The organism is Sulfitobacter sp. 1A12779 (assembly GCF_043557315.1).
Classification (GTDB): domain Bacteria; phylum Pseudomonadota; class Alphaproteobacteria; order Rhodobacterales; family Rhodobacteraceae; genus Sulfitobacter; species Sulfitobacter faviae.
This window is the reverse complement of record NZ_JBIFFU010000022.1, coordinates 13,924-37,645: the sequence shown is the minus strand read 5'-3', so window position 1 is coordinate 37,645 and position 23,722 is coordinate 13,924. Positions and strand designations below refer to the sequence as shown.

Sequence of the window (23,722 nt, the reverse complement as noted above, 5' to 3'; positions counted from 1 at the left end):
GCTTTTTGTCGATGCTCATACGTGGGTCTCCTTATAGAGCAGTTACCACGCCAGAGCACAAAATTCAGGACAGTCCCCGAGTTGATGGCGGTCCACGTAATCCCCGTCCATTGCTAGGATATCTTGCGCTCCCGTTTTGCGCCATTCGTCGAGCCAAACGCCCCGCCCCGCGCCGAAATCGATCACAGATGTAGGTTGCAACTGGGGCGCCAAAAGGGCCAAGACTTCGCGTGCAGAGCGGCGTGCCCCTTGGTCGATATAATTAAAGAATGTGTCAGAATAGATATGGGACATATAGCTACGCTTTAGATGTGTTGGGTTTGGCAAACACCCACAGGCTCATAAAGAGAAAGTTCTGAATGGGGAGGATCACTGTTACAATGAGGGCCGCAGCCCAGGGGGGAAGTGCAAAATAGGAGGCTGCGGCTCCTGTGATGAGGGAAGAGGTGACAGCGCCTCCTGTGACCATCAGGCCAAAGCGTATCATTTGACGGGGGTCATTTAACTGCCGATCAAAAGTCAGTCGCGCTTGCCCGACATACTGGAGTATCACAGCGGACCCGAACGCGAGAGCGTTGGCAAACTCTTGGTGCAGTCCGGCATGCAAGAGGATGAGGTAGAGGCTGACGTAAACCCCAGCAGTGGTGCCGCCCACGAGCGCAAATGAACAAAGCTGGTTCAGCCGAGGCATGGTTTTAGACAACTTTGCGCAAGGGCAGCAAGGTTGCACTGCGTGTGTCTTCTGAAACGAAATAGAGAGGCCGGTTTTTGGCTTCTATGTACAGGCGGCCGATATATTCGCCCAAGATGCCCAGTGTCAGCAGTTGCACCCCTGAAAACAGGCTGATGGCCAGTACGATAGAAGCCCAACCGGGTGCGGTTTGATAGATAACTAGCGAGTAGATGACATAGATCATCATGAGAGCCGAAAAGCCGAGACTGGCGAAGGACATGCGAGTGGCAAACTTCAGCGGTTTGGTCGAAAACGCGGTCATCGCATCGGTGGCAAATCGTATCATCTTGCGCAAAGGGTATTTGGTTTCACCCAACTCTCGAGGCGCGCGGGTATACTCGATGCCGATTTGGCGAAAGCCTGCCCAAGCAAACATGCCCCGCACGAAGCGCGCGCGCTCTGGCATCAACAAAACGGCATCGAGGGTTTTGCGGTTAACCAAACGAAAGTCGCCGGTGTCACGAGGGATGTCGACATCGGACATTGCATTTAGGGTGCGGTAGAATGCCCAGGCGGTTGCGCGTTTGAACAGCGTCTCACCTTGTCGTTCGCGACGTCGCCCGTAGACCACATCATAGCCTTGGTCCATCATGCTCATCATATCGCTCAGCAGCTCTGGCGGGTCTTGTAGATCAGCATCGAGCATAAAAATACGCTCCCCTTGAGCTGCTTCGAGCCCTGCGGTGAGTGCGATCTGATGGCCACGGTTTGCTGAGAGTTTGAGGCCGCGTAGGCAGGAGCAGGTTGCTTGGGCGCGTTCGATTTCGGCCCAGGTCCCATCTGTAGAGCCATCATCGACCAGTAGGATTTCTGCGCGTGGGCCGTATGGGGCGATCACCTGGGCAAGACGGTCTACCAGAACCGGAATTGACGCTTCTTCGTTCATGCAGGGCACGACAACGGAGATCAGCATAGGGCCACCACCTTAGTTTATCTACTTTCGTTCACCTTTGAGATGGAGCTACCGTTAGAATATGGCCTCATTAAGGTCGGAGTTGGGCTTAAGGCGGTGGCGGGATGCCCGCAATGGCACGCCCAAGCTTGTCTTGCAGCGTGCCTCTATTTTTTTTGGGTGGGGGGAGCTAATCGGTCTGTGGTGGAAGCTAGCGCATCAGCAATTTGGCAACGCTGTTAAACGTACCAGATACCATCATCAATTGCCGCTGTGGTCTTGGATATATTCTCGGTGCTCTCAGAGAAGTACTGCATTGTTTCGGCGCGGCTGATCCCTTTTTCCTGTTCCGTGGTCCAAAAATCATACCCTGCTTGGTCTGGGTCGCGGTCCAGCACGTTATTGTAGAGTAGTGTTAAGAATGCTTGATCAGAGAGGGATGCCGGGTCTCCATAGGCACCCGAAAACTCTTCAGATTGCATGAAGTATTCAGCCATTTGAACGAGGTTGACGTTACCTTGGTCGTAGTTGTCGATCCAAAACCCGAGGCCTTCTGGATCGGGTTCTCGATCAAATGCGGCTTGGTACAACCGGTAAGCTTTCCCGGCATTGCCGAACTCGTCGAAAGCAATAAACCCATCATCAAACTGTAGCCGTTCGATGCTCAACAAGCTATCCAGGCTGTCATCTGTGAGGTTGCGAACGGTGAATGTGTTTGCATTGGCGCCATCGGTTATCTGAAAGGAGTCCGAGAGCCCTTCAAACCTAACGGTATCGATTCCTTCTAGACCGCTATAAGTGTCGATCTCAGAAGTCGCGATCATCAAATCATCCGCTGGGGTCCCGATTTTGACCGATATGTTGTCTTCTGGTCCTGTGCTCGGCTTTGGGCCATATATTTCCTGAATGCCTGCAATGTCTCCGCTGCTAAGAACAGGTCCAGTATAGCCTCTGGGGAGCATAATCGAATTAGGGGCGTCAGAGTGGTCAAGGCCTATCGCGTGCCCCACCTCATGTATGGCGGTTTCAAAGAACTGTTCTATTGTTTGCCGCCCGATTTCGGCCCTGTCAAAACCGATTTCGGCTTCTATAAAGCTCGTGTTGCTATATCGATAATATGCAAGGCCAAGGGTCCCGCCCGGACCGTCAATGTCTTCATATCCGAGGCGGATATTGACGTCTCGATCGTCAGACACTTCGATAAAATCAATGTCTGCAACGTCTTCCCACATCTGAAATGCTTGGCGTATGACATCTCTTTGCTCTGCACCTGTAATGCTTTCGCTAAAGTTGATGATATCACCTTGAGAAGTGGCGAAGCTCCAGTACACCACTCCCCCAGCTTCGCCAAGTTCCGCGGGGCCCCACTTCGGGCCTAGGAGTTTGTATTCCATGGAAAATATCCTCTAAAGCCTATGCGCGCGATGCAGGGGCCTATTTCTATTAGAGCTTCAGTCGATCGGGTGGTCGAGTGCCATTTTGCAGGCGGAGGCGGCTAGAATGGGGAACGAGTGGGGGCGGGTCAACTCTATAGGGTGCTTGGCTTCAAACGCTTCAAAACTTTGCCTCGGTTACAGCAGTTGCGTTAGACCAATTCCTCCACGACTTCAGCCAGTTTAGCGCGCCAATCTGGCGGCTGAATGCCAAAGTCTGCTTCCAAGGAGGTGCAGTCCAGCCGAGAGTTCAAAGGTCTCTGCGCTGTTGTGGGATACGCGGAGGCGGGTATGCCGGAGACAGCCACATTTTGCCCTGAGCAGGCAAATATTTCGCGCGCGAAGCCTGCCCAGCTTACGAAGGGCGCTCCGGCGAAGTGATAGGTGCCGCCGCCTTGGCCCGCGATCATTGCTTCAGCCATTTTGAGTAAGGCCTGTGCAATAGCGCACGCAGGGGTCGGCCCACCGATCTGGTCATCCACCACATTCAACTGGTCGCGCTTTTGTGCAAGCTCAAGCATGGCAGTCACAAAATTCCGGCCCGTGGCGGAGAATACCCAAGAAGTGCGCAAGATTGCATGCGCTCCTCCTGCAGCGCGGACCGCGGCTTCTCCCGCGGCCTTGCTGCGCCCATAGGCGTTTAGAGGGGAAACCGGGTCTTCGGGGCGCCAGGGACGTTGCCCGCTGCCCTCAAACACGTAATCTGTTGAAACATGTAAGAACGGGATAGAGGCGTCAGCGCAGGCACGCGCCATGGCCCCGGGAGCTGTTGCGTTTATGGTAGTGGCCAGCGCTTCTTCTTCCTCGGCGCGATCAACCGCCGTGTAAGCTGCAGCGTTAATCACCGCTGAGGGCTGTGCGGCATGTATTGCTGCTGCACATGTATCGGGTTTTGTCAGATCGGCAGCTTCTCGATTGAGGAATAGTGCATCTGGCGCGCTTGAGCGCAGCGCAGCGGCGAGTTGCCCTGTTGAGCCGAAAACCAGCAGGCTCATGCTCGGCCCAGCCGATTGCCGACCCCGTCACGCTGTTGCAGCGCTTGCCACCATTCGGGATTGTTGAGGTACCACGTCACCGTACGGCGCAAGCCCTCCTCAAGGGTCATGGAGGGTCGCCAGCCGAGTTCTTCTCGGATGCGACTGGCGTCAATCGCATACCGTGCATCGTGACCGGGGCGATCCTCGACGAAGGTGATGAGATCGGCATAGGGGTGGTCCGCCGGATGCAGCTCATCCAACAGCGTACAAATCTGACGCACCAGATCAATGTTGCGGGCTTCGGCATTGCCACCAATATTATAAGTCCGCCCGGGAGCGCCTTTTGTGAGAACTGTCAGCAGAGCGTCGGCGTGATCATCGACGTAGAGCCAATCGCGCACATTCTCGCCCGTACCATACACCGGGATTGGCTTGCCCGCCAAAGCGTTGAGGATCACCACGGGGATTAGTTTTTCGGGGAAGTGATGATGGCCATAATTGTTGGAGCAATTGGTGATCAGAACCGGTAAGCCGTAAGTTTCGCTCCAGGCACGCACGAGATGGTCGGAGGCTGCCTTTGAAGCTGAATAGGGGCTATTGGGGGCATAGGGGGTCTCTTCGGTAAAGTATCCTTCGGTGCCGAGACTTCCGTATACCTCGTCAGTCGAGACGTGGTGAAACCGGAAACTGGTTTGGCGGCCATGCGCCTCCCAGTACGCCCGCGCGGCTTGCAGCAAGGAATATGTGCCAGTTACATTTGTATCGATAAATGCCCCAGGCCCATCAATGGAACGATCGACATGGCTTTCGGCCGCAAGGTGCAGCACCGCATCGGGCTGGTGATTGGTAAAGATCTGCGCCAATGCCTTGCCATCTCGGATGTCAGCATGTTCGAAGGCATATTCAGGCATACCTGCGACATCATTCAGGTTATCGAGGCAGGCGGCATAGGTTAGCGCGTCTACGTTCACCACCGCATGCCCTCTGGTCAACGCAAGCCGCACCACGGCAGACCCGATAAAACCGGCTCCCCCGGTGACTAGCAACTTCATGAGGGGCGCTCCCAGGTAAAATGCGCGGCGTGCTCTGCGAGAAGAGGCGCTGTTGCGTCTTTATCGGACAGGACCGGCGCGCCCCCTTCAAGGCCCCAATCAATGTTGAGCGCAGGATCGTCCCAGCGGACGGCCGCATCGCACTCTGGAGCATAGGTATCGGTGCATTTGTAGATGATTTCAGTCATCGGCGCGCGGGTGATGAACCCATGCATGAAGCCAGCCGGGATCAATAGTTGGCGGCCATTCTCAAAGCTGAGTTCAACGCCAACCCACTTTCCAAAATTTGGTGAGCCATGTCGGATATCTACTGCCACATCGTAAAGCGCTCCTCTCCCACAGCGCACCAGCTTTGTTTGGGCATGGGGAGGGGTTTGGAAATGCAGGCCGCGTAAGGTGTTGGGCGCCATCGATAACGAGTGGTTGTCTTGCACAAAGTGATGATTGATCCCGGCGGCGGCCAATGTTTGAGCATTCCAGCTTTCGCTAAAAAAGCCGCGTGCGTCCCCGTGGCGGGTTGGGGTCAGGATCAATACGCCAGGCAGGGACGTTTCTTCTATCTGCATCATATACCCGTTACTATAATCGACCTTATCTGCGTTTTTACGCGCTCTTTGATAGCAACAGCCCTTGGCGTTGAGCTATGCTTGCGGGTTTTTTTTAGGCGGCACTTTTAGTACTGGAAGCCGTAAATGCTCTTCAGGGCATTGTCGCACTTAAAGCGCGCTCAAGTTCATTCCGGCGTCTCTTCGGCTGTGCGCCTGCTGCGATATGCGGTTAGCTGTGTTTGGCGTACCTTCTGCAACATGCTTTGCAAAGACGTCCAATCTTCGAGAGACATGTCACCGCGTGTGACAGCGTCTACCTCTTCCCCTACGTCTTTTAGAGCCGTCAGGAGCGGGGCTGCTTTCTGGGTGACCTGAACTATTTTGGCGCGACGGTCATTCGGGTCAGCGCTGCGGGACACCAGGCCTGCGGCCTCAAGATTTTTCAAAACGCGCGCGGCGCTCATTGCCCCAAAGCCCGTTAGATCGCTTAGTTTATTCTGGTTCAAGGGGCCGAAGCGGGCGATATTTGCCAATGTTCGTGCTTCACTTGGGCTGATGCCGAGCGCGGCCTTCTGTACTTTTCGCTCAAACTCCAGTCGCAATATGCGAGTGATATCAAGTAGTAAGAATAGGGTGATGTTGGAGTCTATGGGTTGCATGAAAGGCCCTGGTCGTTTGTCGTGCAGGCAATACTAAGAGAGGCATATGAATTAAAGCTGTTCCTAAGCCTCAGCCAAAGTTGCACCGTCACATTCTGTCACGATCCTACTTTTGGCACCAACCCGTTGTTTGCCGCCGGGGCGCAAAGCGCTTTTGTGATGTGTTGCGCCAACTCTTCGACGTGAGGGGGGTACAGCATCGTAATGTGGCCGCCCTTGACCTGGATTATATCAAAGCCGGCTTTTGCAACGCTTTTCCAGCCAAGCCCATTTGCGAAGACGGCCTTGGCATCAAAAGGGTCGTCGGCTTTGAAGATGGTGAGCTTGCGCGGGTAAGGGGCTGGTACATAGTTTGAAATGGCCAGTTCGCTTAATGCGACAAACTGGGCAACAGAGCGCGTTTCATCGTAGGCAGGAGGTCCTTCCGGGCCGGCTTCTTTTAGCCTGGCCATCTCTTCAGCATGAAGCCTTTCGCCGCGCCGTTCTTGCTTAAGCTTGTCGAGATAGGGTTTGCCTTGTTTGAGAAGGTTTTTGAAATGCACCCATCTATGCCCGAGGCGGCCTTTCCGGATGCGCCCATCAGGTCCGCTGGCATCAAGGAATATTAGGGCCTGCACATCGCGGCCTGCGGCGAGGAGTTGCTGAGCCACTTCAAATGTAATGAAGCTGCTGACCGATACCGCCACAAGGGAGACTGGCCCTTTGGGCCGATGCTGGTTGATCTGCTCTACGTAGAATGCGGCTAAGGCTTCAACCGTTGATGGCAGCCCTTCTTTGCGTATCCCGATTGTAATGCCGAACAAGGGTTGGTTGGGGTTCAGTGCGTTCGCCAAAGGTAGGAAAAAGGAATTGTTCTCTCCCAATGCATGTATCGCGTAAAGCGGCGTGCGCCCTCCTTTAGGCTGTAAGGGGATGACGCAGGATCGATCCTCGGCTTTGGTTGTGATCAGCTTTGCGATGCCAGCCGGGCTTGGATCTTGATAGAGCAAGCTTGGGTCAACGGGCGTGTCAAAGGTCTTCTCCAGAAGGGTGTTGAGGCGCAGAATTGAAAGAGAATTGCCACCGAGATCAAAAAATGAGCTGTCTGCGGCAACGGGGCTGGTTTCCAGTACAGCTTCAAAAAGTTCTGCTATCCGGCGGGTATGGGGGCTGTCGGTTTTGAGTTGTGTCTCTGGGCTCTGAACCGCGTCTTGGGGGATCGGGAGGGCTGCCACATCAATCTTGCCCCCTGGGGTGCGCGGCCAAGTTTCTACGTAAGAGAGGTCTGGCAACATGTGGGGAGGAAGTTTTTGAGAGAGATCGGCTTGGATGTCTTGTTCTGAGGGTGGGGCCGTTGCACGGGCCGCAGAGTACCAAGCCACCAGTCTTCCAGTCTTGTCATCTGGTACAGCAACATAAGCACGTGCCACGTCGCGCCGCTCTTCTAACAGGCTTTCGATTTGATTGGGATCAATCCGGAAGCCCCGAACTTTGAGCTGACGATCCATCCGCCCAACAAAGTTCAAAAGCCCGTCTTGCCAGTACACCCGATCCCCGGTGCGGTAACTGCGTCCCGCTAAAGTGCCCTTATGGGTTTGGAAGCCTGTGCGCTTCGCATCCTCATCAATCACATAGCCTTCGGCGACAGCGGGGCCGGAAATGCAAAGCTCGCCTTGAGCCCCCATTGGAGCGAAAGACCCATCGGCGGCCAGAACCCATGCGCAGGCGTGCGCAAGCGGGCGACCGATCGGAACAGAATGCCGCAAAGGGCGATCATCCGTTACTTCATAAGCCGTGCACGTGATGGTGGTTTCTGTAGGGCCATATCCGTTGATCCATCTGACCTTAGGCGCGATATCGCGCCACCTGCGCAAGATCGATAGGGGGACGCGCTCACCTCCTACGATGACCATGCGCAGATGAGGCGGCACAAGGCTATCATGGGTTTTTAAGAAAAGGGTAAGCTCCACCCAGAAGCCCGTTGGTAGGTTGAGCAAAGTTATGCGATGTGTCTCGCAGGCTTGCAGAAATGCTGAGATAGATTGGGACATTTCAGGGCTGCGGAGCAGCAAAGCGGCCCCAGAAAGAAGCGTCGGAATGATCTCTTCGATCGCGACGTCGAAGCTGAGGCTTGCAAACTGCAAGACCCGATCTTCAGGAGATAGATCGAACAGCTTAGTGACGGCTGCGGCATGAGCGGCGAGAGATGCCTGTGATACCACAACACCTTTAGGGCGCCCTGTGGTGCCGGACGTAAATAGAATGTAGGCGTTCCGGTGCTCGCTCATATGGCCGCGATCTGGGGCGGACGCTTGGCGCTCTTGCATTTGTTCGTAGCTTAATGCCAGCGTCGCCAAATTGAACAGCGGAGCGTTGGGATCTGTTAGAATGATTTTGGCGCCGCTGTCTTTTGCCATGATGGCGAGAGTTGTCTTCGGATAGGTCGGGTCCATCGGCACAAAGGCCGCGCCTGCTTTCCAAATCGCGAGAATGGCCACCACGAAGGCCGGGCTGCGTGTGGCGCAGATGCCAACCACATCGCCGTGAGCGATCCCCCGATCTATAAGACGTTGGGCGAGCGCATTGGCTGCTGCATCAAGCTCGCCGTAGGTTAGTTTGCCGCCCCCAATCCGCTCTAAAGCCGTGCGGTCAGGCCAGTGAGTTGCTTGTCGTTCAAAGGCGGTGATGCAACAGGGCTCAGATACTCTTGTATCTGTTGCGCTGGCGAGGAATTCGAGACGCTGCCTCTCGCCTTCATCGAGCATGGAGAGCTGGGCCAACTGTGTTGTCGGGGGGGCATGCGCCAGCTCGCAGAGCAGGTTCTTTAAGTAGCGGGCCAGGCGAGGGGCTTGGGGCACCTGTTTGCCGTCATACTCCACCTCGAGCCGCAACGCCTCATCTTGATAGGCCGCGACAGTAAGGGGAAGGTCATCCTCTTCATGCAGCTCCACGCGGCGGTGTTGCCATGCGTCGCCATAGTCTTGCATGCGCACATCAAGAGAGGCTGTCTCGAACATTAGCGAAGATTCAAGCAATGGTTTGCCTGGTGGAACATTCGTAAGACGCCGCAAACCTGCGAGCGGTGTATGTTCAAAGGGGCGTATCTCAAGCTGACCTTTGCGGACGCTACGCAAGAGCGTGCCGATGGATAGGTCTTGGTCCAGCTTAACGCGAAAAGGGACCGTAACGATGAAGCACCCAAGGGCAGTTTTGGTGTTCTCAAGCAGGTGTCTTCCGCTGAGAGTCATGCCAAAGACAGCATCCGCGCGGCCTGTAAATCGCGCAAGCACAATGCCCCAAGCTGCGCAAACCACTGTACTGAGGGTCACACCCGTGGCTTTTGCCAAGGAAACCAGAGCTTTTGTTTCGTGCGTAGTTAACTGCTGGGTCAGTGTTTCTTTACGACCTGGATCTTGGCGAAAATCAATGAGGCCCGTGTCACCCTCCCAGTCTTCAAGGGTTCGGGCAAAATAAGCTTCTCCCGCGGCATGATCCAAAGCTTCCGATATAGCGCAGTGATGCAAGAAGACGTCGTTTGAAACCTCAGGCGCAATAGGCGAAGGACGCCCGGCCTCTATGGCCTCATAGTTGGTAAAGGCCTGAGCCAAGAGAGGAGCGAAGCTGCGCCCGTCGAGCAAAGCGTGCGGGAAAGACCAAACTAAGATACTGGAGGCCGGCCCGGTCCGTATTAGGGTGAGCCGAAAGCAGGGGGCTGCGTCGAGCGGGCAGCCTTTGGCGCGGTCAGTTTCCAGAAATGCTTGAAGCTGTTGGCGTATATCATCCGGTGAGACAGGAGCCCAATCTAGCGTTTCGACGGCCACATTTTGAGGCGTCGCTATATGCTGTGCTGGAGGTGCTGCTCCCCGTGAATGTATCGCCAGCCGGAGGACGGGAGACTGTTCAACGAGACTTTGAAAAGCCGCCACAAGGATGTCGGGGTTCAAGCATTCTTGAGCAAGGTGGCAGACAATTTGTTCAAGATATAACCATGGCCGCTTTGAAGATGCGGCCATCATAGCCTCTTGAACAGGCGTCAAGGGCACGGACTGGGTTTGGAAATACATTCGTAAAATCTCAACGCTTAATATTGACCAGCATAAGCGCATTGCGCCCAAAAAAGAACACAATTTCTACGTGAGACCGCGCAGGGGGCATTGTTATATAGCTGTGCGCCGCCGGATGCCTCTTGGCTGAATTAGAGGGTCAGCGCAAAAGCATGGCTCCGCATGGCCGGGAGGGATGGCGAGTATGCATATGTTTAAAAGGGAAAATGCGATCCTGAGCAGCTGAGGCTGGCGAGGCGTACCGGGGGTGTGACGGCCGCGGGCATATCCTGGGTGTCAGCTTGCGCCACAGTCACTGGAGCGGCAGTAGTTTGTACAGCATAGGCTTTATCTAATGCTGCCAAGTGGTGCCCTATGGTAAATGTCATCGAGGCCATAAGTGCGCCTGTGATGATCGCGGGGAGGGTCCGCCCACCCGACGCGCGCTTGTTCGAAAATATGTTCATTCCCTCGCTCCCGGCCGCTCGCTTAATAGGGGAATGTGGGGAAATTAAGGCCTTGAAGCTTATTGATATTTTTTAAAAGCCTCACCTCCAGCAGGGTCGGCAACGAAGTCAAAGAATGCGGCCGCGGGATGTGCGGCGTGTAAGCGTTCAAACAAGTCTCGTGCTTCAGAAAGCTGAGAAAAGATCTGCTCTGCAAGTGAAATATATACGCTTTCTTGAGGTTCCCCTTGTGCAACACAGACCACGAAGTCGCCTCTTTCTGCCGCAAAGCGGTAGGTTTCATTGTCAGGGCTGAGCTCAGCAAGGAGACTGGCAGGAACCAGATCGATCCTAAGACTTTGAGAGTAGAAATTCGCGATCTTTTTAAACACTGGGCCAGGCACCTTTTTGCATAAGATCACATTATGAAATGGGCGACTCATCCGCAACGTGCGTCAAAGAAACAGCGGACTGCGGACGTTCGCGGCCATACCGCTCGACAGCCGCCTATCCGCTCGATGAAGAGGGCGTGCGGAAGGCTACCTATTAGCAAGCTTGCTCAAATCGCGGTCATTCGGAGGCGGCCTGCGCCCTGCACTTGACACGTACCATCAAACCGAAACGGTGCGCATCTTCGGCGCAAAGGGGCTATTTATAGCCCCCAAAGAATCGCATAGAGACCATCCATCACCTTGTGTCCCTCTTCCGCAGAAAGCTGATGGACTGGGTCAAGGTGGCGTATTCGATTGGCCTCGACGGTGAGTGGCATGTGGGTTCGAATGCGAAAAGCGCTACTCGCAATTTTTGTATCAACGGTGAGCTTCGACAGTGGCGGAAGCTCGTCGTTTGGCAAGACCGGCAAAAGGACGACTGTGTTTAGATCTAGTAAATGATCGGCTTGAACAACCAGGTAGAGATCACCAGCGATTTCGAAGATGTCAAATTTTTGCATCGGGCCCTGGGTGGTTTAGGGCCAAATGAGCGCCTGGGACGCCGCTGCTTTTGATCTGCTCTGCTTCATCGGCAATCGCAACTTCATTCTCGCGGAACCATGCAGCAGCGCGCTCTTGAGGGCTTCCAGCCGCCATATCCGCGGCAACAAGGGTTTTGATGTAATCGGTCGTGCTTGTGCCTCGGGCAGCTGCCCACGCTTTTAGTTGTGCTTTTTCATCAGGGTGCAGTCTTATTGTCAGATTGCTCATGAGGCCTCCAGCATCATTATGCACTAACGATATAAACCTGATGTCAGTGCGCTTCAAGTTGCGAATATGTTTCGGCTGCCGAATGTAGCTCCCCATCACCCGCGCGCAGAGCGCAGCTTGGTATGTTTCGGTTTAATAAAGCAAAAAGCTCCTTCGGTTCGGTGGATTGGAGAAAGCCAGTCGGGCAGATATCTTGGCAAGAAGGAGCTCCTCTTTTACGGCGTCTTAATTCCAGGGAAAGTTCTCCGCTAAAACTGCTGATTGGTCGATGCGCGCCCCATAAACCCCTGCCAGAGTGCCAAGCAATAAACCATTGCTACGCGTGTTCAGTACGGATTGCGGCCACCTAACCGTTTGGGTGTATCGTTCTAAAAGTGTGCCCCCTTGTTGATCGGCTGAGCGAGTAAAGGAAGTTGCTATGGAGAACTATCGTGCGCACCGCGGTGCTGAGACAGCAGATGCGAAAGCAATGCGCGATAAGGCTAATCACACATTGATACATCTGGTCGCTGTGATGGAGGTGGAGTTTTTGGCGCCAAAGCAGTTGCGGCATCTGCCCGAACAAGCGCGTCCTGAGCAGGCTCTTAGGAATATCCCACCAAACTGGTTCTCGAAACCTTTAGCCGGGGTGGACTGGCGCGCTTTGGCTGCAGAAGCGCGCTGCGAGATTGAAAGCTATGATGAGCTGCTCTTTTGTTTGCATGCCGTGCGGGAGTTCAAATCGCAAGCAACTGCACTGAACCCATGGTCGGGTGCAGGTAAGGATGGGCTACTCTCACCTGTGAATTTCAAAGAGCAGATGCGAAGCGAGATACAAAGGCTGCAGGCGACTGTTGCCATGATCGCACTGGGGTGTGACGCTTTGCCCGTCGCGGCACCTCTTCCAAGAAGAGAGCAAGATGAGCCTATGCTGTCAGGTCTGCGAAGGCCTTACGTTTATCAGTTTAGGAGCTCTGTAACGGAAGCGTTTATCAAGAGTTGGAGGTGGAAGGATACTTTGCTGGCGGCCTCTGAAAGCTACGCCTCAGGCTATATCCCGCGGCTGTTGGTTTTTGAGGATGTTGGAGCCTCCGCTTTGCTGCGCTTAGAGAGGTCTTACGCAAAGTTTGGCGGTAACGTCTTCTCTGGCGAGGTGGCGTGGGAGCATGTCGCTGCAGGGGCGGGCGAAGATATACAGCGTTTCATAGCGCGTTATTGTCGTGATCCATTTGCGCTTGTGCCTGCTATGCGTCCAGCCCCGCTCTGGGAAGGAGAGTTGGATTCTGAGCGCCCGTCGTGGACAAAAACAGCCCTCCAAGGCCGCTGTTGAGTGCCGCGGACTGTTTAATCTTTCCTTGAGATTCCCACGATGATTTGGATCGCACTGGAAGTGTTGGGGACCAGATTTATGGTCAGGAGACGGCTACTCCATCAGTCCTGCGTTGCGCGCTTTGGGGGCACAGAAAGTACAGTAGGGGTGCTCATCTGCGCGGTCATTGTGTTATGGACGGGGCGAGGGGATTAGAGCCGCGGGGCAGGACAAAGGCCAGTTTATTCGGGCGCTGTGGCCAAACGAATGTGTGCCTGGGTTCATGGGCAGTAGAATGATTAGTGTTCACATTTTTTAGTGAAGTCTTGTCTAAGTGATTGCATCACGCCATATCATAACAACGAGTCAAAGGTAATGTTGGCTCTGGATCAGCCTGCGCAGAAGGCTAAAGCTTATGACGAGGAACTGTAAATGCGCTTTTATGTCAAAGCTTTGTGGGATGAAGACGCGAAGGTGTTCTACTCTGAATCGGACATCGTAGGCCTCCACATTGAGGCCGCTACGATTGCCGAGTTCATTGAACTGATGGAAGATTTAGCGCCGCAGATGGTGTTGGATAACCATGTTACCAAGCAAGACTTAGCCAAGAAGTCGCTGATTGATATGGTATCGTCCATTATCTTCCAGCCGCCAAGTCACGGTTCGTTTGCCGCTGCGTAATGGTCAAGGGCTTTTATAACGACGTTGTTGAGTTGCTTGCATCTGCTGGCTATAAAATGAAAAAAGGTGGGAAAGGATCCCACGAAAAATGGAAGCATAAGAGCCGGCCTACTTTGACGGTGCCGCGAAATATGCTCAGCAAACACACGGCCAACAGCATTCTCAAAGATGCAGGTCTGCCAAAGCTCCCCTAATTTCTGTGCCGCGCGCGCCATTGGGTTGGCAGAGAAATTTGACGTTTGAGGTCGGCCAGCTTGCACGTGCCTACTGGCGCCTGAAAATTGTCTGTAGCCCTGCCCCGCAAGCTTTCGGCGACCGGAAGCCAACACCGATGCATCAACGATGAAGTTGGGCGTATCTTCACGCTGCGCCACTGGGGTGGTATTCCCGGTGCCTCTGTCGCGACCCATTAAGATTCCCACGATGATTTGGATCGCACTGGAAGTGTTGGGGTGCCAGATCTATGGTCTGGTAAGAGCACACCAGAATGCCGTCCATTTTTGACCCGCAAGGATATTTTTATGCCTCATGTTGTTCACCCGATCCTTTTGGCTGGCGGCTCGGGGACGCGGCTTTGGCCGCTATCGCGCAAGAGCTATCCAAAGCAGTTCGCAAAGTTGATGGGGGACAGCAGCCTGTTCCAAGCGTCTGCGCAGCGGCTGAGCGGAGAGGGGTTTGCGCCCCCGGTGATCCTGACGGGGGCTGACTTTCGTTTTGTTGTTACCGAACAACTGGCGGCTGTTGAGATTGCGCCTGCGGGCATTCTGATTGAGCCTGAGGGGCGCAATACGGCGCCAGCAATCTTGGCCGCGGCTTTAAGTCTGGAGGCCAGGGCTCCCGAGGCACTGATGTTGGTTGCGCCGTCAGATCATGTGATCCCCGACGCGGCAGCCTTCCGAGCGGCGGTGCAGGCTGCAACTTCTGCCGCGCAGGACGGTCAGCTTGTTACATTCGGTATCCGCCCGGACCGCCCAGAGACGGGCTATGGGTGGCTTGAGATGAGCCAACCAAGCGCAGATTTTGATGCCGTGCCGCAGCCGCTTAAGGGTTTTGTCGAAAAGCCTGATCTCGCGACGGCGGAAGTCATGTTTAAGGGGGGACAGTATCTGTGGAATGCAGGTATTTTCCTATTTTCGGTCAAAGCGATCATCGCTGCTTTTGAGGCCCATGCCCCTGAAATGCTCGCGCAAGTGCGTCTCTCAGTGGAGCAGTCTGAGCAGGATCTTGGCTTTACGCGACTGGCACCGGAGGCTTGGGCACAAGTTGCCGATGATTCAATTGACTATGCGATCATGGAAAAAGCTGAGAACCTGACCGTGGTTCCTTACAGCGGCGCTTGGTCTGATTTGGGCGGCTGGGACGCTGTTTGGCGTGAGGCTGGACCGGATGAAACGGGTGTGGTGACAACATCGTCGGCGACGGCGATTGATTGTCACGATACCCTGTTGCGCGCGGAGGACCCACAACAACAACTGGTTGGTATTGGCCTGAAGGACATCATTGCGGTGGCGATGCCTGACGCGGTGCTGGTCGCGCATAAAGATCGGGCTCAGGACGTTAAGAAAGCGGTGGCTGCATTGAAGGCCAAAGGGGTGGCGCAGGCGGAAACGCTGCCGCGCGATTATCGGCCTTGGGGCTGGTTCCAGAGCCTTGTTGTGGGCGGCCGCTTCCAAGTTAAAAAGATTTCAGTGCACCCGGGTGCGGCCTTGAGCTTGCAAAGCCATCATCATCGCTCGGAACACTGGATCGTCGTGGAGGGTACGGCAAGGGTGACCATTGGAGATGAGGTGAAGCTCGTAAGCGAAAACGAGTCTGTCTACATTCCGTTGGGCGCAACGCACCGTATGGAGAACCCTGGCAAGGTCCCGATGGTTTTGATCGAAGTACAAACCGGCAGCTATCTGGGGGAGGATGACATCATTCGTTACGAAGATGTTTATGCGCGCGGGCAGGGGGCAAAGGGTTAACTTCGGCTCTAAGTGGTTTGCCTAAACGAGATAGAGAGGTGTGCTTGGAGGCTGGTTTAGGCCTCTAAGCGCACGGCTTTATAGGCCGTTCTTTTTGGCAGGCGGAATGGCTTTACTGAAATCGGACCGGGGGCTATAGGTTGAACTCCTTTACCTTGGAGGGGGTTCCCATGGTTCGAACAATTTTAGTTAGCAAGTACATCCAAGTTCAGGGCGCTTTTGTCCGGGCCTTGAAGAATGGCAACATCATTGTGTGCACCGGAAATGGGCAGTTTGAAGGACGGCCCATCTGATCTGGCGCTTTTGGCATCACATGTAGTGTTTGCAGTCACCGAGCATCCCGATGTGGTCGCAAGGCCGCATCTCATCGGTTTCTGGATCATACATCATTGGAAGCTCTCCTTTTTTATAGGGAGTGCAGGCGGAAATTAGGAGTATGGCCGCAAGAGCAATATACTTCATTTGTTCACTTCTTTGACGGGTTGTTCGAGTACTTTTTGTCTGGCTCTAATATACAAGTTTAATTTTTAGCGAGCCAAGGGGGAACTGAAGCCCATCTGGGACTATGCCCGCAGAGGCTTGTGACCTGTTCCTCTTTGGGCCCGCAGTATTGATTCCAAAGCATCTAGGAACGACAAGGTGCCAAAATATAAAGAGATGACCCTTGGGGAAGCCCCATTGGACCCCGAAATGCTATCAGAAGTGCTAGAGTGCCTTGAGCAGATGGGGATAAGGGACATCTCATCCACTCCCCGTCTGGCTGGATGCATTATGTCTGATGCAGCACTTGTGATCCGAGCGCTTGCAGATCGGGCGAAGGTTGGCGTTGAATGAGGGGGTAAGCCCGTGACGATTTGGTGCTGCGCTCTCAGTGTGTCGAGGCTGGATTGATTTTGGGAGAAGATTGTGGCCCGGCTAACTTGGAAAGAAGCTGATCGCACGCGAGGGGCAAAGAGCTGGCTGCTTCGCCCTATTTGTTGGATACTAGGCCATGGTTTTTACCAAGCGGATGGTGAAAGCTGGGTGGATGCCACTTTGGTCTGTCCCAGATGTGGGCAGAAACATTCTCGGTAAGGAGGCCCCTGTGCGAGTATACCTCGCCTCTCTTCAGCAGTGTATAGGTGCCGCAAACTGGCCTGCTGCTCTGTGTCTTGCTCTTACTCTCCCCGAAATGGCCAGCGCGATTGAAACCCCTGAGATCGAGGCGCGGCATAGGTACGCCAAGTGGTTTGATCGATGGGTGGGTGAGAAGTACCGGACAGGTCTTTTGTCGGGGGCGCGTAGGTTTCTGTCGGGCTCTGATTGCTACGCCCTAAAACGTGCCGTGCTCTATCAGGATGTAGATGCTGGGTCGGCGCATGGCCGCACCTATATTCTGGATCGGTATTGCTTTACATCGAAGTCAGAGGACCATTGCACCCATAAGGGCGGGGTTCTTCAACTGGCGATATGTCACTTCTGCGAGGATGTCGTGGCGGGCTGTGAAGCGTGGTTAAGTGCTGCGGAGCATGACCCGCGTAAAGCGGCGCGGCTAAAAGCAGGGCTTGGACTTACAGGCGTGAGCTGACCAGCCCGTTACTCAAAAAGGTAACTGGCGCTCGCTGGAACTGAACATAGTCTCACGATGAACCAGTTTGATCCTGTCTGAGGCTTTCATGGACAAGTTCGGAGAGCAATTCCGGCAGAACCGTGAATGCATAGTTAAAGTTGGCCCGTTCAAGACTTCGGTGATAATCGCGGCCCCATGGACCTGCATTGATTGCCGGCATGCGGGGAAAACCGTCGACGTCCCATTCGATGCCGCATCCCCATAGTGGGTTGTTATGTGCGGCGGCGTGGTAGCCTTCTGCATCATTCTGTCCGGCAAAGCTCATGTCCGTTACGATCGGAAGCCAGTCGAGGATACCGATTGGTGTACCGTGGGCGGTGGATACCTTAGCAGTTGCTCGCTCGACCGAGGCGACCAAGCCTTGCGCCCCTCGTGAAGCAAGGGGGGGAACGGCAGGATATGACAGCCCGCCGAACCCAATGACCACGGCAGGGCCTGCAAGCTGTGCGTGATCCCATGCTAATTCAGCCAACAGGCGCGCACGTGCTGGCATAGGCAGATCCTCACGCTCTCTCAACTGGGCAACCAATGTCTCTCTTTGCGTCTCGTAATATGCGGAAGTCGCCGCCCGTTCCTCTAGCTCTTTGAAAGTGTATATGGGGATTTCGCGGTCCGGGGGTGTTGCACCGATTTTCTCGACCCGAGCAGCATGCAATGCCACCGCTTCGCTGAGTGCCTTCGCACAAATAGCGGTACATTGCGATAGCACATCCCCTGCGGTACGTCTCCGAGTGATCATGTTCCAGGCGCACCATGCCTTAGCGGGGGTCGTGATGTCGTAATGCGTGCGCAAATCATTCTGCACCAACGCCACAGGGGGGGCAGACGCATCGCCGTGTCCGCCCTCTGCAAGGGCCGGGTGGCATTCCATTTCCCGCACCAGGGACGACGCCAGAAATAACGCATTCAATCCGTCCAATGGATAGCAGGCATGGGCCTCCTGCCCGACGACAAGGGCCGTCACGAGGTGTTTGCCTATGCATCCTGTTCCCACGGCCTGAGCCCGGGCCACATCGCCTTCATCCTGCAGGGCATCCATGTTGATCTGTAACACGTAGTCCAAATTATGATCTTGGGCCACCTGGTTGAGAAGGCCACCTGCAGCACGCATTCCCGCTGACTGGTTTTCCTCGTCCGGCGATGCAAGGTAAATTAGGTTGCCGTCAAAATTGGGATCGGCGGCAAAGGCTTCGAGAACAGCAAGCCCTGCGCCCAGCCCTGACTTCATATCCAGCATGCCGCGCCCCGGAATGAATGCACCTGATCGGATGTCCTGCAGGGCCTCGGGGGACCGGCCGCTGTCTTCAAGCTGTGCGACGATGCGTTCCGCAAGCACGGTCGGATTGGTGGCCACGTCACGCAACACGCCGTAATCGTCGACCCCTACCGTGTCGAAATGCCCGGTCAGAACCACAGTCCGGGAGCCATTGCCCTTGAGCAACGCAAGGATGTTGCGGCGGCCATGCGGAGTTCCGGGTACGTCACCTTCATAGATGTGGTCCGGCCGGGCGGCGAAATAATCGATGCCCATAAGCATCGCACGCAGCTCTTCGGGAAAGCTTGTCTCGCCGCTGGTACCGTTGACACTGCGGCAGGCCACCATCCTTTGGGTATGGGCGAACGCTTTTTGTCCGAGGGGTGTTTCGGGCAGATTAGGCTTCATTGGAATATTCCCTTACCTAGAGCCGTTAGATCTTGGAGCCAGTGGGCGGTGTCCCTAAGTGCCTGGTCCGCTATCGGCGCGATGGACATAGCTTCGAGAAAGCTGTGCACTGTGCCAGGGTAGACGTTGAGATTGACAGAAACGCCTGCGGTTTTCAGGGCGCGCGCCATCTCGAGGTTTTCGTCCCGCAAAATGTCATGATCGGCCACTACCATCATGGCGGGAGGCAAGGCGGCAAGATCCGCGCTCAGAACCCGCAGGCGGGGATCGCTCAGGTCCGCTTCCGACCGTATGTATTGCCATGTGAACCACTGCATTAAGTGGCTTGAGAGTGGCAGATCACCGGCTCCGAAGAGAACCCCGGATTCGCGGAGTGAACCTGGGTCGAAGACGCCATAGTTTAGTATCATGCCGCGATACGTTTCCTGCCCTTCGTCTCTAAGGTGTAACGAGACCGCAACGGCAAGGTTCGCTCCCGCAGAGTCCCCCCCAATCACAAGCGCATTAGGATCGAGCCCGAGGTCGGGGCCCGCGATGGTGAGCCACACCGTGGCATCGCAGATTTCCTCAATGGCTCGAGGAAACTTCGCTTCGGGTGCGCGGCTGTAATCCAGCCCCACTACGACCATGCCAGTAAGGGCAGCGTATTCGCGCATCAGCCGGTCATGGGTGTCGATGCTAAACAGCGTCCACCCTCCGCCCGGTAGATAGACCAGTGCAGGTCCCATCGCCCTGTCGGTCGGGCGGTAAAGCCGTATGGGTAGATCACCGTGGCGCGTCGGCACGGCGTGATCCACGACCTCTGCCATGGTTGGGCCCCCCGCAGTCCAGCGCTTACGCACATCCTCAGAAATCTCGCGGGCCTGTTTTATCGGCACCCTGTCACGCCGGGGGTGGGCGGCGGCATCTTGTGTCATCTGCCGTACAAAGGTTGCGATATTAGGGTCCAACGTTGCGAAAGGATCGCAAGACGCGGGGACATCCTGGGAGGGCCGCGCCGTACGCTTTGTCATTCCGCCCCTCCGTCCAACGCCTCGCGAAGCGCGGACAGGAAGCTGTTGTTATCTTCGATATTACCGATGGTGACGCGGGCATGGTTCTCATAGCCTGCTTCTGTCCAAGCCTTGATCAGTACCCCCTTTTGCCGCAACCGCTGCGCGAGGGTTCGTGCCGGCCGACCGCAGTCGAAGAACAGAAAGTTGCCGTCAGACGGGGCAGGAGGCAGCCCCATGTCGCGCAAGGCGTTGGCGACGCGCTGTCGCTCCCGCGAAACAAAATCTCGGGTCGCTGCGACATGGGACTGATCACCATAGGCTGCTTCGGCACCGGCAAGTGCGGGTGCGCTGACATTGAAGGGGGAGCGCACCTTGTAGATGGCCTCTGCCAGGGCAGAATGAAAGGTGATGCCATAACCAATGCGCAGGCCCGCCAAGCCGTAGGCCTTCGAAAAGGTGCGGAGGGCGATCCACGGACCGTTGTGTTGTTTCAGTCGTTCGAAAAGGCACCCGCGTTCTGAATCTTTGACAAATTCGCCATAGGCTTCGTCCAGAACGATCAGGGTATCCGGGTGGGCGGCATTCAGCACCTGATCAAATTGGTCCAACGTAATGGAGACGCCGACCGGATTACATGGAGAGCAGAGTACGAACACCCGCGGATGTTTGGAAAGGGCTTTGGCGATCTCTTCAACGGGAAAGCGCCAATCTGCAGTGAAGGGGATCTTGCGCGGCATCGCCGAGGCATGCTGCGCGCAGATCTCGTAGAGCCCAAAGGCGGGAATTACGGTCACCACCTCGTCGTTCGGGCGCAGCACCATGCGAAACAGGATCGAAACAAGGTCCTCGGACCCAGCGGTAAAGGCCAACTGGTTGCTCGTAACCCCCAAATCCTTTGATAGCATTTCTCTCAGGCGCAACTCTTCGCGATCAGGATAGCGAAATATGCCCGGCTGCAGCGCCGCGATGGCAGGGGCCACCCGTGGCGAACAGGAAAGCGGATTCTCATTGCTGTCGAGCTTAACCACGCGCTCCAGCCCCAGCTCGCTACGCATCTTCTCAAGCGATATACCGGCGTTGTAATCGGCCAGAGCCAGAAGTTCGGGTCGAACAAGGCCTTCTAGGGGGTCTGTTCCACTCATTGAGCTGCTGCCAGATGTTTTGGGAATTCTACTCTGACGCTAATGTCGATAGGCGAATTGCAGGACTGGTTCACCCGCAGATCTCCCGCCAGTCCAATCAGCATGAACGCGTCGGCCTTATCCAGAGCATGGCGAGCGCTTACCATGTCGATCATCTCGTGCATGGCGATGGCGGCAGCGTCGGCGTATTCGGGCGCCGCGCCGTAGCTGATGATCTTAGTGTCGGTTTCCATCCAGGGCCAGGCCCGTCCGGCGCCTTTTACAAGTTCGATCTTCACGGTCACCGTCGCACCGATCTCGCAGCCCGTACCGACGGCTTCAGAATCGCTCATCACCGCGTGGACATCGCCGATGAACAATAGGCCGAGATCGACGTTGACCGGCAAGTGCACGGTTGTGCCCACGCATACGGCGTTGGAATCCATGTTCCCGCCGTGAGCGCCACAATAGATGCTGCTGACTCCCTCTCCGGCCGGAGCGGTGCCTATAGTGCCGATATTAGGCCTTAGCGGGATACGCAGGGCATTGTCGAAGATCACGGCATTGCCATCAACGGGCAGCATTTTGGCAACTTGATGTGGCACGCTGTTCTTGACCACGCCCCATTCGGGCCGGGCGATGATGAACCCTTCGGCGTCAAGCGTGATGTCCAGGATCGTGACGGCCAGCGCATCGCCCGGCTCGGCGCCTTCGACGGCTATAGGGCCGGTCACTGGGTTCGTCTTGGGATGACCGGGCGCGTCGAAATCAGGGGCCGTGGGTATCACGTCTTCGGGCCGCTTTAACTTGCCGCTTCGCGCGTCATGTGTCGCCACTGTGACCAGACTGCCTGAAGTGACGGTGACGCGAGGCGCGACGTCCTTGCCGCAGTGGTAGGCCACGATATCCCGGTCGAGGTGTATCGGAGTCTCAGACATTAGAATCCCTTTCTTGACTGTAGGCCGCCATCATCGCCGCGACGTCTCGCGTCGCATCGCGCCCAAGGCCAGCAAGACCGGCAATGACGTTTGAGCGATCAGCTCTGGACTTGTTCTGGCTCATCTTAAAGATTGCTTCGTGCGAGGTGACAGTAAGCTGGTAGCCAACAACGCCGTGAATAAGGCTGTCTACCATTTGTTGGCGATCACCGTCGCGGTTCCAGTTGCCGCCTACGCTGGGTTCGTGGGCGCGTGCCGTGCGGTCGAACAGTGCATGAAGACGTTCTGGATCGGTAAAGGATTGGACCTCGCAATGCAGGTGGAGGGCCGCGTAGTTCCAGGTCGGGACGACGCCGGGCGTCTCATACCAGCTTGGCGTGATGTAGCTCGACGGCCCTAGGATCGCGACGGTCAGTTTCGGCAACTGTTCAAGACGGTGGCAGATGGCATTGGCGCGGGCGAGATGCAACTCCAATGTTGAACCGTCGACCTGTGTGGCGTTTGCGGCCCGCTCGGGGTCGCTGAGGAACACCGGAGCGTGGGTCAGCGAGACATCGGTGCCGTCCGCATGTACGAGGGTGGCGAAATTATACGCCTCTATGAGGCCGAGAATGCGATCAGGCCGCGTTTCGGAGAAGGGGGCGGGTGTGTACATTCAGTTTCTCTCTGGCGCAGTCAGCGCGATAGCTTCGAGCGAAAGGTCGCCATACATTAGTTTGAGATGACGATGCGCGATCTCCATGTGCTCGCGCATCAGGCGAGCTGCCGTTTCCGCGTCTTCCTTGCGCAGGGCCGCGACGATATCGGCATGATAGCGGCTGTTCTCGCGGGACCATTCCCCGTGCAGCTCATGGGCGGCGCTTTCACGCGCCGTGGCATTGACGAGGATTCCCACGATGACCTCGATCATCAGAAGCAACAGCCGGTTCGGAACGCAGCTGGCAATGATTGTGTGAAATTCGAACTCGGCCTCGCGCTGGCGGCGGCGGCTGCGCTCGTCATGCGCAGGTTTCGCCGAGAGTTCGATTTGCGCGTCGAGCCGATCAAAGGTTTCCTCGTCGATGTGCCCGACGACCGAGTACATGAGTTGAACTTCGATTGTGGAACGCAGCTCGTAAATGTCGTCAATTGTCACTTTTTCGAAGTAGCAGAAGTTTTGCACAGCCTGTATCGACTCGAGCGCGCTGCTGCCGGTGACGATCGGCCCGCCTTGGGGGCCTGTCTTCATTCGCACCAACCCTTGTACTTCTAGTTCTTTCAAGGCTTCGCGGATGGTGGCTCGACTGGCGCCGAATGCCGCGATCATTTCTTTTTCGACGGGTAGGCTGTCCCCGGGTTCAAGTCCTTTGGTAATGATCCAAGAGCGGATTTCACCTGCAATGACCGACGACCGTTTGGGTGTTCGCGTAAGAAGGTGGCTTAATCTGTGCGAATGCCTCCTTTCCTCCCCGTCATGCGTTTCTGTCATGATAGTCCTACCCTTATTCGAATTGCGC

Annotated in this window: 22 protein-coding genes; 4 read left to right on the top strand and 18 right to left on the bottom strand. The window is 55.6% G+C overall.

Annotation, left to right across the window (positions count from 1 at the left end; genetic code table 11):
- Positions 1-42: 42 nt before the first annotated feature.
- The 12 genes from ACGYLQ_RS17525 to ACGYLQ_RS17470 form a co-directional block, all read right to left on the bottom strand.
- Positions 43-294: a methyltransferase domain-containing protein gene (locus ACGYLQ_RS17525; protein ID WP_394444155.1), complete on the bottom strand. Its 252-nt coding sequence runs from the start codon at positions 292-294 to the stop codon at positions 43-45.
- Between the two features lie 4 nt (positions 295-298).
- Positions 299-691 carry a GtrA family protein gene (locus ACGYLQ_RS17520; RefSeq protein WP_394444154.1) on the bottom strand — a complete coding sequence of 131 codons (393 nt, stop codon included), beginning with the start codon at positions 689-691 and terminating at the stop codon, positions 299-301.
- Positions 692-695: 4 nt separating this feature from the next.
- Positions 696-1,646, bottom strand: coding sequence for a glycosyltransferase family 2 protein (locus ACGYLQ_RS17515; protein WP_394444152.1), 951 nt, complete (start codon positions 1,644-1,646; stop codon positions 696-698).
- Positions 1,647-1,864: 218 nt separating this feature from the next.
- Complete coding sequence (locus tag ACGYLQ_RS17510) at positions 1,865-3,019, bottom strand: DUF4214 domain-containing protein (protein ID WP_394444151.1); 1,155 nt, start codon at positions 3,017-3,019, stop codon at positions 1,865-1,867.
- Positions 3,020-3,210: 191 nt separating this feature from the next.
- Complete coding sequence (gene rfbD, locus ACGYLQ_RS17505) at positions 3,211-4,053, bottom strand: dTDP-4-dehydrorhamnose reductase (RefSeq protein ID WP_394403766.1); 843 nt, start codon at positions 4,051-4,053, stop codon at positions 3,211-3,213.
- The gene (rfbB, locus tag ACGYLQ_RS17500; RefSeq protein ID WP_394444149.1) at positions 4,050-5,087 is read right to left on the bottom strand and encodes a dTDP-glucose 4,6-dehydratase; all 1,038 of its coding nucleotides are present in this window, start codon (positions 5,085-5,087) and stop codon (positions 4,050-4,052) included. Before rfbB ends, rfbD begins: the two co-directional genes overlap by 4 nt.
- A complete protein-coding gene (rfbC, locus tag ACGYLQ_RS17495) occupies positions 5,084-5,653 on the bottom strand; it encodes a dTDP-4-dehydrorhamnose 3,5-epimerase (protein ID WP_322346596.1) in 570 nt (189 codons plus the stop codon). Before rfbC ends, rfbB begins: the two co-directional genes overlap by 4 nt.
- A 167-nt stretch (positions 5,654-5,820) precedes the next feature.
- Positions 5,821-6,294 (bottom strand): MarR family winged helix-turn-helix transcriptional regulator, encoded by a 474-nt coding sequence (locus ACGYLQ_RS17490; RefSeq protein WP_394444148.1) that lies wholly within the window; start codon positions 6,292-6,294, stop codon positions 5,821-5,823.
- Between the two features lie 98 nt (positions 6,295-6,392).
- Positions 6,393-10,337 carry an amino acid adenylation domain-containing protein gene (locus tag ACGYLQ_RS17485; protein WP_394444146.1) on the bottom strand — a complete coding sequence of 1,315 codons (3,945 nt, stop codon included), beginning with the start codon at positions 10,335-10,337 and terminating at the stop codon, positions 6,393-6,395.
- A 505-nt stretch (positions 10,338-10,842) separates the two neighbouring features.
- Positions 10,843-11,154 (bottom strand): hypothetical protein, encoded by a 312-nt coding sequence (locus ACGYLQ_RS17480; RefSeq protein WP_394444145.1) that lies wholly within the window; start codon positions 11,152-11,154, stop codon positions 10,843-10,845.
- Between the two features lie 260 nt (positions 11,155-11,414).
- On the bottom strand, positions 11,415-11,714 hold the full coding sequence (locus tag ACGYLQ_RS17475; RefSeq protein ID WP_322346589.1) for a CcdB family protein: 300 nt from the start codon (positions 11,712-11,714) through the stop codon (positions 11,415-11,417).
- Positions 11,701-11,964, bottom strand: coding sequence for a hypothetical protein (locus ACGYLQ_RS17470; RefSeq protein WP_394444144.1), 264 nt, complete (start codon positions 11,962-11,964; stop codon positions 11,701-11,703). The genes ACGYLQ_RS17475 and ACGYLQ_RS17470 overlap by 14 nt, the downstream gene beginning before the upstream one ends.
- Positions 11,965-12,382: 418 nt before the next feature.
- Between ACGYLQ_RS17470 and ACGYLQ_RS17465 the strand changes: the two genes are divergently transcribed.
- From ACGYLQ_RS17465 to ACGYLQ_RS17450, 4 genes are all read left to right on the top strand, one after another.
- Positions 12,383-13,273, top strand: a complete 891-nt coding sequence (locus ACGYLQ_RS17465) for a hypothetical protein (protein WP_394444142.1) — start codon at positions 12,383-12,385, stop codon at positions 13,271-13,273.
- A 411-nt stretch (positions 13,274-13,684) separates the two neighbouring features.
- Positions 13,685-13,933, top strand: a complete 249-nt coding sequence (locus tag ACGYLQ_RS17460) for a DUF1902 domain-containing protein (protein ID WP_322346583.1) — start codon at positions 13,685-13,687, stop codon at positions 13,931-13,933.
- Positions 13,933-14,127, top strand: a complete 195-nt coding sequence (locus ACGYLQ_RS17455) for a type II toxin-antitoxin system HicA family toxin (RefSeq protein WP_394403772.1) — start codon at positions 13,933-13,935, stop codon at positions 14,125-14,127. Before ACGYLQ_RS17460 ends, ACGYLQ_RS17455 begins: the two co-directional genes overlap by 1 nt.
- 327 nt (positions 14,128-14,454) lie before the next feature.
- On the top strand, positions 14,455-15,900 hold the full coding sequence (locus ACGYLQ_RS17450; protein ID WP_394403775.1) for a mannose-1-phosphate guanylyltransferase/mannose-6-phosphate isomerase: 1,446 nt from the start codon (positions 14,455-14,457) through the stop codon (positions 15,898-15,900).
- A 1,619-nt stretch (positions 15,901-17,519) separates the two neighbouring features.
- Here ACGYLQ_RS17450 and ACGYLQ_RS17445 read toward each other — a convergent pair.
- From ACGYLQ_RS17445 to ACGYLQ_RS17420, 6 genes are all read right to left on the bottom strand, one after another.
- Positions 17,520-19,172 (bottom strand): M20/M25/M40 family metallo-hydrolase, encoded by a 1,653-nt coding sequence (locus tag ACGYLQ_RS17445; protein ID WP_394444141.1) that lies wholly within the window; start codon positions 19,170-19,172, stop codon positions 17,520-17,522.
- Positions 19,169-19,981, bottom strand: coding sequence for an alpha/beta hydrolase (locus tag ACGYLQ_RS17440; RefSeq protein ID WP_394444139.1), 813 nt, complete (start codon positions 19,979-19,981; stop codon positions 19,169-19,171). Before ACGYLQ_RS17440 ends, ACGYLQ_RS17445 begins: the two co-directional genes overlap by 4 nt.
- Before the next feature lie 200 nt (positions 19,982-20,181).
- Positions 20,182-21,309 (bottom strand): histidinol-phosphate transaminase, encoded by a 1,128-nt coding sequence (gene hisC, locus ACGYLQ_RS17435; RefSeq protein WP_394444138.1) that lies wholly within the window; start codon positions 21,307-21,309, stop codon positions 20,182-20,184.
- Positions 21,306-22,226, bottom strand: a complete 921-nt coding sequence (locus ACGYLQ_RS17430) for an acetamidase/formamidase family protein (protein ID WP_394444137.1) — start codon at positions 22,224-22,226, stop codon at positions 21,306-21,308. Before ACGYLQ_RS17430 ends, hisC begins: the two co-directional genes overlap by 4 nt.
- Positions 22,219-22,881, bottom strand: a complete 663-nt coding sequence (locus tag ACGYLQ_RS17425; protein WP_394444136.1) for an FMN-binding negative transcriptional regulator — start codon at positions 22,879-22,881, stop codon at positions 22,219-22,221. The genes ACGYLQ_RS17430 and ACGYLQ_RS17425 overlap by 8 nt, the downstream gene beginning before the upstream one ends.
- The gene (locus ACGYLQ_RS17420) at positions 22,882-23,694 is read right to left on the bottom strand and encodes a FadR/GntR family transcriptional regulator (RefSeq protein WP_394444135.1); all 813 of its coding nucleotides are present in this window, start codon (positions 23,692-23,694) and stop codon (positions 22,882-22,884) included.
- Between the last annotated feature and the right edge of the window lie 28 nt (positions 23,695-23,722).

Coding starts and splice junctions, on each gene's coding strand:
- ACGYLQ_RS17525 (WP_394444155.1), bottom strand. CDS start 294: ATGTCCCATATCTATTCTGACACATTCTTTAATTATATCGACCAAGGG.
- ACGYLQ_RS17520 (WP_394444154.1), bottom strand. CDS start 691: ATGCCTCGGCTGAACCAGCTTTGTTCATTTGCGCTCGTGGGCGGCACC.
- ACGYLQ_RS17515 (WP_394444152.1), bottom strand. CDS start 1,646: ATGCTGATCTCCGTTGTCGTGCCCTGCATGAACGAAGAAGCGTCAATT.
- ACGYLQ_RS17510 (WP_394444151.1), bottom strand. CDS start 3,019: ATGGAATACAAACTCCTAGGCCCGAAGTGGGGCCCCGCGGAACTTGGC.
- rfbD (WP_394403766.1), bottom strand. CDS start 4,053: ATGAGCCTGCTGGTTTTCGGCTCAACAGGGCAACTCGCCGCTGCGCTG.
- rfbB (WP_394444149.1), bottom strand. CDS start 5,087: ATGAAGTTGCTAGTCACCGGGGGAGCCGGTTTTATCGGGTCTGCCGTG.
- rfbC (WP_322346596.1), bottom strand. CDS start 5,653: ATGCAGATAGAAGAAACGTCCCTGCCTGGCGTATTGATCCTGACCCCA.
- ACGYLQ_RS17490 (WP_394444148.1), bottom strand. CDS start 6,294: ATGCAACCCATAGACTCCAACATCACCCTATTCTTACTACTTGATATC.
- ACGYLQ_RS17485 (WP_394444146.1), bottom strand. CDS start 10,337: ATGTATTTCCAAACCCAGTCCGTGCCCTTGACGCCTGTTCAAGAGGCT.
- ACGYLQ_RS17475 (WP_322346589.1), bottom strand. CDS start 11,714: ATGCAAAAATTTGACATCTTCGAAATCGCTGGTGATCTCTACCTGGTT.
- ACGYLQ_RS17470 (WP_394444144.1), bottom strand. CDS start 11,964: ATGAGCAATCTGACAATAAGACTGCACCCTGATGAAAAAGCACAACTA.
- ACGYLQ_RS17465 (WP_394444142.1), top strand. CDS start 12,383: ATGGAGAACTATCGTGCGCACCGCGGTGCTGAGACAGCAGATGCGAAA.
- ACGYLQ_RS17460 (WP_322346583.1), top strand. CDS start 13,685: ATGCGCTTTTATGTCAAAGCTTTGTGGGATGAAGACGCGAAGGTGTTC.
- ACGYLQ_RS17455 (WP_394403772.1), top strand. CDS start 13,933: ATGGTCAAGGGCTTTTATAACGACGTTGTTGAGTTGCTTGCATCTGCT.
- ACGYLQ_RS17450 (WP_394403775.1), top strand. CDS start 14,455: ATGCCTCATGTTGTTCACCCGATCCTTTTGGCTGGCGGCTCGGGGACG.
- ACGYLQ_RS17445 (WP_394444141.1), bottom strand. CDS start 19,172: ATGAAGCCTAATCTGCCCGAAACACCCCTCGGACAAAAAGCGTTCGCC.
- ACGYLQ_RS17440 (WP_394444139.1), bottom strand. CDS start 19,981: ATGGCAGAGGTCGTGGATCACGCCGTGCCGACGCGCCACGGTGATCTA.
- hisC (WP_394444138.1), bottom strand. CDS start 21,309: ATGAGTGGAACAGACCCCCTAGAAGGCCTTGTTCGACCCGAACTTCTG.
- ACGYLQ_RS17430 (WP_394444137.1), bottom strand. CDS start 22,226: ATGTCTGAGACTCCGATACACCTCGACCGGGATATCGTGGCCTACCAC.
- ACGYLQ_RS17425 (WP_394444136.1), bottom strand. CDS start 22,881: ATGTACACACCCGCCCCCTTCTCCGAAACGCGGCCTGATCGCATTCTC.
- ACGYLQ_RS17420 (WP_394444135.1), bottom strand. CDS start 23,694: ATGACAGAAACGCATGACGGGGAGGAAAGGAGGCATTCGCACAGATTA.